4 protein-coding genes and 1 pseudogene are annotated in these 6,718 nt (G+C 61.0%); 2 read left to right on the top strand and 3 right to left on the bottom strand.

Annotation, left to right across the window (positions count from 1 at the left end):
• From PQQ96_RS41300 to PQQ96_RS41290, 3 genes are all read right to left on the bottom strand, one after another.
• The coding region (locus PQQ96_RS41300; protein WP_408303066.1) for a type I polyketide synthase at positions 1-2,585 on the bottom strand (2,585 nt) is incomplete at its 3' end.
• 2 nt (positions 2,586-2,587) lie between these two features.
• Positions 2,588-4,114, bottom strand: coding sequence for an LTA synthase family protein (locus PQQ96_RS41295; protein WP_408303064.1), 1,527 nt, complete (start codon positions 4,112-4,114; stop codon positions 2,588-2,590).
• A complete protein-coding gene (locus PQQ96_RS41290; RefSeq protein ID WP_408303062.1) occupies positions 4,111-4,896 on the bottom strand; it encodes an SDR family NAD(P)-dependent oxidoreductase in 786 nt (261 codons plus the stop codon). The genes PQQ96_RS41295 and PQQ96_RS41290 overlap by 4 nt, the downstream gene beginning before the upstream one ends.
• A gap of 607 nt (positions 4,897-5,503) precedes the next feature.
• Here PQQ96_RS41290 and PQQ96_RS41285 point away from each other — a divergent pair.
• Positions 5,504-6,222 (top strand): annotated as a pseudogene (locus PQQ96_RS41285) (IS6 family transposase).
• 301 nt (positions 6,223-6,523) lie between these two features.
• Positions 6,524-6,679, top strand: a complete 156-nt coding sequence (locus tag PQQ96_RS41280) for a DUF3309 family protein (protein WP_082855462.1) — start codon at positions 6,524-6,526, stop codon at positions 6,677-6,679.
• Positions 6,680-6,718 lie beyond the last annotated feature (39 nt).

Here is a 6,718-nt window from a genome sequence, read left to right as displayed (position 1 = left end):
CCCCCCCCCCGCCCGCCCCCCCCCCCCCCCCCCCCCCCCCCCCCCCCCCCCCCCCCCCCCCCCCCCCCCCCCCCCCCCCCCCCCCCCCCCACAGCGCTGGGCACGTTGTGAGCTGCGAGCGTCTGTTTCACATAAGTGCGCAGGGTCGAGTGCGGCGCCACCTCGATGAACACCCGCACGCGGTCGTTGGCAAGGCGTTCGATCGCTTCGCCGAAGCGGACGGGCTCGCGGATATTGCGCCACCAGTAGGCGGCATCGAGCGCTCCGCCTGGCAACACGTCACCCGTTACCGTCGACACAAAAAGCTTGTCGCCGTCGCACGGCGCGAGATCGGCCAGGCCCTCGCGCACGATCGGCTCGATGGCGTCCATGCGGCTGCTGTGAAACGCATAGTCGAGATCGAGCATCTGGAAGAAGTCGCCGCTGGCGGCAAGCACCGAGCCGATCTCCGCCAGTCCCTCCCGTGAACCGGCTAGCGTCACGGCCTCTGGACTGTTGGTCCCGGCCACCTCGACTGCCGACGCCAGATCCAGCTGCGCGATCAACTCACGCGCGGCCGCTGCGCCGATGCCGGCTGCGGCCATCCGGCCGCTCCCCCGCGTCAATGCCTGCGCGCTGCTACGAGTCCTGATCACGCGTACGGCTCCGGCAAGCGTCAGCGCGCCCGCTGCCCACGCGGCGGCGATCTCGCCGACGCTATGGCCGACTGCCGCGTCGAAACATACGCCACGTGCCGTCAGGACGCGCGTGATACCCACCTGGATCGCGAACAGCAGCGGCTGCGCATGGTCCGTTGCCGCAAGCCATGCCTCGCTGACGCCTTCGCGCATCGCCGTGACGAGCGAGGCACTGCCGTCCGCGCGCCAGAGCGTATCGACCTCGTCGAGCGCGGCCCGGAACACCGGGTCTTCGACATAGAGCTGTTTGCCCATTCCGGCCCATTGGCAGCCATTGCCCGCAAAGACCAACGCCACTCGGGATGGCGTTTCCGTCGCCTCGCCCCGCGCGATGCACGCGGGCAGCGTGACGCTCTCCTGCTGCGCCATCAAGGCCGTCAGCGCGGTGCGTCCTTCGTCTGACGTGGCCGGCGCAATGATCGCGCGGTGCGGCAGCCATTGCCGGCTGCGGGCCGCGTTAGCCGCGAGGGCGGTCCATTCGGCGCCCGCCTGCAAACGCTCGAGATAGCGTGTCGCCAGTGCCGCCAGCGCGGCATCTGAACGTGCCGTCAGCACCAGCGACGGCAATGGCCCGTCGGCCCGATGCACCGGCGGTGAGTCGAGGCGGTCCTGCTGTACGGCCTCGGTCAGGACAACATGTGCATTCGTGCCCCCGAAGCCGAACGAATTGACGCCGATCGTCAATGGCGCATTGCCGGTCCGTTTGAGCGGCGTGAGGCGATCGACCACGCGCAAGCGGCCGCCATCAAAATCGATGCCAGGATTGGGCGTGTCGAAATGCAGCGAGCGCGGTACCGCGCGATGCTTCAGGCACAGGATGGCCTTCAGCAGGCCAGCCATGCCCGAAGCGGTCTCGAGGTGGCCGATGTTGGTCTTGACCGAGCCGATCAGCAGCGGATCGGTCGCGGGCCGGCCGCCGGAGACGGCGTCGATCAGCGCGCGCGCCTCGATCGGATCGCCTACCGCGGTTCCCGTGCCGTGTGCCTCCAGATACGCCAGCGAACGGGGATCGATACCCGCGCGCCGATAGACCGTGCGTAGCAGTTCAGCCTGCGTCTCTGCCGACGGCACGCTGATACCACCGTGAGAATGACCGTTTGAGTTCACTCCGGACCCGGCGATCACCGCATGGATCGTGTCGCCGTCTGCCAGCGCCCTATCAAGCGGCTTCAGCAGAACGAAGGCGCCGCCCTCGGCGCGCACGTAGCCATCGCCCGTTGAGTCGAATGCGCGGCAGCGTCCGCGCGGCGATAGCATGGACGCCTTCGAGAAACTGACGAAACCAAATGGATGCAGCAGCAGATTGACACCACCGGCGAGCGCCATCTCTGTCTCGCCCGACTGCAAGGCCTGAATGGCCTGATGAAGCGCGACGAGCGATGACGAGCATGCGGTGTCGACGGACATGCTGGGACCGCGCAGGTCAAACATGTAGGAGACGCGATTCGACGCGATGCTAAGCGTGTTGCCGGTCGCCGAATATGGATCGGTCGAGTTCACATCCAGCATGTTGCGGTTGCCGTAATCCATGCCGGCAACGCCGACGAATACGCCACAATCGCGACCGCGCATCGTCGCCGGCGGTACGCCCGCGTCTTCGAAAGTCTCCCACGCGAGTTCGAGCAGCAATCGCTGCTGCGGATCCATCTGGGTTGCCTCGCGCGGCGAGACGCCGAAGAAAGCGGCGTCGAAACCCGCTACGTCGTCAAGCACGCCCGCTGCAAACGTGTAGCTCTTGCCAGGCTCCTGTTTCGAGGGATGCTGGTGAAAGGCAATGCCGAAACGGTCCGACGGAACGGTGGTGACCGCGTCGCGCTCGTCGCAAAGCAGTTGCCAGAAGTCATCGGCTCCCTCAACTCCGCCGGGAAAGCGGCATGCTGTCCCGATAATCGCAATTTTTTTTTTCATCGTCATGCTGACGCCTGCTGCAACTCGGTTCCGATGCGGTCTTCGTACATCATTGCGCGCTGTATCGCGAAACCGAGACTCTCAACGGGGACGTCTCGTTGATCACCGAGATCGCCCCCAAAGTTGCGCCAAATAAGGTAATCACTATGGGTCGGCTCGTTTCCGAGCTCATCGAAGACAGAGCTTAAAGCAGGAACGTGATCGCCGTAAAAACATAAGACGGCAGGACGATGCCGTTTTCGAAGGTAATCGGTCAGCTTGCCGAGCATGTCGTCCGCGTTTTCGACGTGGCGAAGGTAGGCGGTCAGTTCGTGCCAGCGGGGATCGTCCCCAAGGCTGTGCCGCGATGCGGACTCACCTGCGGCAACCGGCTCCATATGCAGTGGACCGTGGTTTTCCATGGTAATCGCGAACGCGAACGTCGGTTTGTCGTCACGCTCCTGCAGGAGCGTGACGATAGCGTCCGCCACCGCATCATCTCCGACATAAGGCCCTACACGGTCCGCATTGGCGAAGTCTTTAATATCCAGAAAGCGGTCGAAATGCATTAGTCGAAAGGCTCTACTCCGTCCGAAAAAATCCGCGTAATAGGGATGGATCGCGGCCGTTCGATATCCACCTCGTCTGAAATAGCCTGCCAGCGACGCACACGCCTGGCGCACATAGATATACGGATAAAAGCGCGCGTAGCCCAGCGCTGCCGACGGCAAACCCGTTAGCAACGCGAATTCGCTGCGCATGGTATTCGCGCCCCATGCGGGCACCGTCAGGCGGCCGTGTTCGAAAGCCTCGCGCCTGACGCGGTCGAAATGGACATAGGGGCCGGGCAGAATCGAGTCGCCCAGCCGGCGAGCGTCGAAATACGATTCGCTCTGAATGACGATGACGTCGGGATGCGTGTCCGGATGGCCGCTCGAAAACGGCCCCACCTCGACGGTACGAGCGAACGCAAGTTTTTCCTTGCTCGCCAGTCCGTTCAGCAGATAGGCCAGGAAGGCTGCGAAGAAACCCAGTCTCGATTGATCCGCAAAGGGCTGCAGCGTCGGCGACACGCGGCGCGAGAGGGCGAGACAGAGCGGTACGCAACCAATCGCGATCAAGCCTGCTACACAACGCCCCGGCAGTGCCAGCGGCGTTTCCATGAGGAACCCTGCAGTTACCGCTGCCACGCCAGCCAGGATGGCAAGAACCTTCCCGAAACTGAGGAACGGCAAATAAAGACGCGGATGGGAAAATGCCTGACCGAACAATGTCAGATCGGTAAAAACAAAGGGCTCGCGCAGCGACTCATATTTTGCGTTGCTAATGACCGCGAGCAGTGCGATCAGCACGACAGCAACGGCGCAGGAAAAAAACGCGCGCCCCGTTACCGCAAGACTGCCGCCAGCCACCATCGCGAGCGCTGCAACGTGTAGCGCCAGGGCTGCCAATGGCCGGTTGAGCGACGACCGAGGAACCGCGATTGCCTCTACGCCAAACGAGCATACGACCACAATGGCCGCAATTGCAATTCCGATCACCACGTTCACATCATCCGGCGAGGAAGATAGGACAGACGGCCGAGAATCAGGTCTGCCACAGCCACTGGCAGCAGACGCAGCAATTTGATGCCTAGTGCCAGAGTGAATGGGAAAGCGATTTCCACACGACCCTGCGCAAGACGCTTCTTGATATGCAGGGCGGCTTTCTCCGCGCTCCACATGAATGGTTTGTTACCGGGGAAAACGTCGCTCATTGCCGTACGGACAAATCCCGGCATGACGATTGACATGCCAATACGATCTTGAGCGAGGATCGGGCGAACCGAATCACAGTACGCGACCAAAGCCGCCTTACTCGCGCAATATGCCGGTGAAATGGCCATGCCCCTCAATGCGGCAAGCGAACTGACGACCGCGATCTGTCCAGCATGCCGCGTGCGCATCCGTTCGATAGCCGGCAGCACCGTGTGCAACGCGCCATACAGATTTGTATCGACCACCTCCGAGGTCTTCTCCACACCTTCCCAATCGTCCTGCGAGCTCAGCGTACTCGCGACACCGGCATTCGCGATCAGCAGATCGATCGGGTATTGCGAATCGAAATTGAGCATCCAGTCCTGTACCGAAGCCGAATCACGCACATCGAGGCAGCCGACCACGACTTCTGCGCCGCGCGCGCGGCACGCCGACGCAACGGATTCGAGTCGCTCGATATTTCTGCCAACCAGCCCCAACGTGATGCCCGGAGCGCAATAGCACAACGCGAGTGCGCGCCCAAGCCCGGCGCTGCCGCCCGTAATAACCACGACACGCGGTGCGCCGATCTTCATATGGCCCCCGATTGCAAACAATATTGGTTTGCCATGACTTCGATAATTAACGCTATTCTTAGCGATTCGCTTATTTGCCAAACTGCAAGCATGACACAGCCCGGTGATGTCTCACCAAGCATGCGTCGCTCGTTCCAAGTTTTGACCTATATCGCCAATTCAAGCCGGTCGATTTATCGACGGAGATGAAACCCGGTACGCGCAGCGATTACTCAGCTTTGCGCCGACTTTTCTGGCTTTAATTTTCCGTTCCCTTTGCCGCGAGGGAACGCGCGTATGCCTTCCAACTCGCCGACGGCGCCCAATTACAGGGTTCACGCATCGTCGTCGCACTATACAGGGCTATAACTTTAATAACAATAAGCCCGCACCCTTGCGGGGCGCCCTCTCCGCCATCCTACCTGACAGTCGAATTACCAAATTTTTGACGGCATATTCGATCAATTTACACGAAGTTGGCAAATTTTTTTAATGCCTATGCTTTCATAGGGCCGACGAACCGGGACCGAGCCATCCCTCCTGGAAGTGGCAAGTCGCATCTCAGGTTCCGGTGCAAATCGGAGCCTCCGGTAGGTTAAGCTCGGGTTTTGACGAGCCCGAGCAAGCTATGAGTAAGCTGGCAGACATCGACAGGCTGTTCAACGGCCACCACTTTGACCGCGAAGTCATCGTCCTGTGTGTGCGTTGGTATCTGCGTTACGAGCTCAGCCTTCGAGACTTCGTTGAAATAATGGCCGAGCGCGGGCTGTCGCTGGCGCACACTACGATCATGCGCTGGGTCAAACGCTTCACACCGGAGTTCGTCAAGCGCTGAGACCGGTTTGCGAAATCCGCTGGTCGTTCCTGGAAAGTCGACGAGACGTATGTGAAAGTCCGCGGCAAATGGGTCTATCTTTACCGTGCAGTCGACCGCGCGGGAAAGACGGTCGACTTCCGGCTCAGCGCCAGGCGCAATGTCGCTGCGGCCAAGGCCTTCCTCGCGAAAGCGACCAGCAGTCAAGGGCTCGCTCCGAAGACCATCACGCTGGCGGGTACGCTGCGTCTCACCGCGCGGTGCGCGAAATGAAGGCGGACCAGTTCTTGCCTGCGGACACGACGTTGCGATCGTCGAAGTATTTGAACAATTTGATCGAGCAGGATCATCTCAACATCAAGCCCAGGGTCAATGCAATGCTTGGCTTCAAACGCCTCAGGAATGCGGCCATTACGATATCGGGCGTCGAGTTGATGCATCGCATCCGCAAAGGTCAGTTCGGCCTCGCACGGTTGCGCCTCGAAGATACCACTGCGCCCGCTGTCTGGAAGGCAGTCCTTTCAGCACGATGATGCAATGGTGAATACACCGTTTTTCGCTCACACCCGTAATTTGCACCACAGCCCCTTAAGGCAGCAGGAGCAAGTCCTGGGTAGGGGGCGAACCGCCTGGCGTCCCGATTAATCGGAACAACGCCTCGCACAGACGCGGACGGTCGTTTCAAACAAATTCGCGTGCGCGACGCTCGCCTTTGGGCACATGGATTGCTCAATCCCAAGGCATCGATACTGCCTTTTCGCAAGCTCGCCCCACCGCGCGCTGCACGGCTGTCGTGACAGGCAGGTCCTGTCAAACCAAGCGGAGGTAATTGATATGTTGGGAACTATTCTTCTAATTGTGCTGATCCTGCTCCTCATCGGAGCTTTTCCGACGTGGCCGCACAGCCGTTCGTGGGGTTATGGGCCGACGGGCGGTCTTGGCATCGTGGTCATTGTCGTGATCGTGCTGGTCGTCGCCGGCGTGATATAGCCGGGTTGAAGTACACGGGTCAGCAGTTCAAACTGAGTT

The sequence above is a fragment of the Paraburkholderia sediminicola genome (genome assembly GCF_046027825.1).
GTDB classification, from domain to species: Bacteria; Pseudomonadota; Gammaproteobacteria; order Burkholderiales; family Burkholderiaceae; genus Paraburkholderia; species Paraburkholderia sediminicola_D.
The sequence above is the reverse complement of the archived record's forward strand: the minus strand, read 5'-3'. Positions and strand labels throughout refer to the sequence as shown.

Bases quoted from the DNA above. Each gene is read 5' to 3' on its own strand.
- PQQ96_RS41290 (WP_408303062.1), bottom strand. From the start codon at position 4,896: ATGAAGATCGGCGCACCGCGTGTCGTGGTTATTACGGGCGGCAGCGCC.
- PQQ96_RS41280 (WP_082855462.1), top strand. From the start codon at position 6,524: ATGTTGGGAACTATTCTTCTAATTGTGCTGATCCTGCTCCTCATCGGA.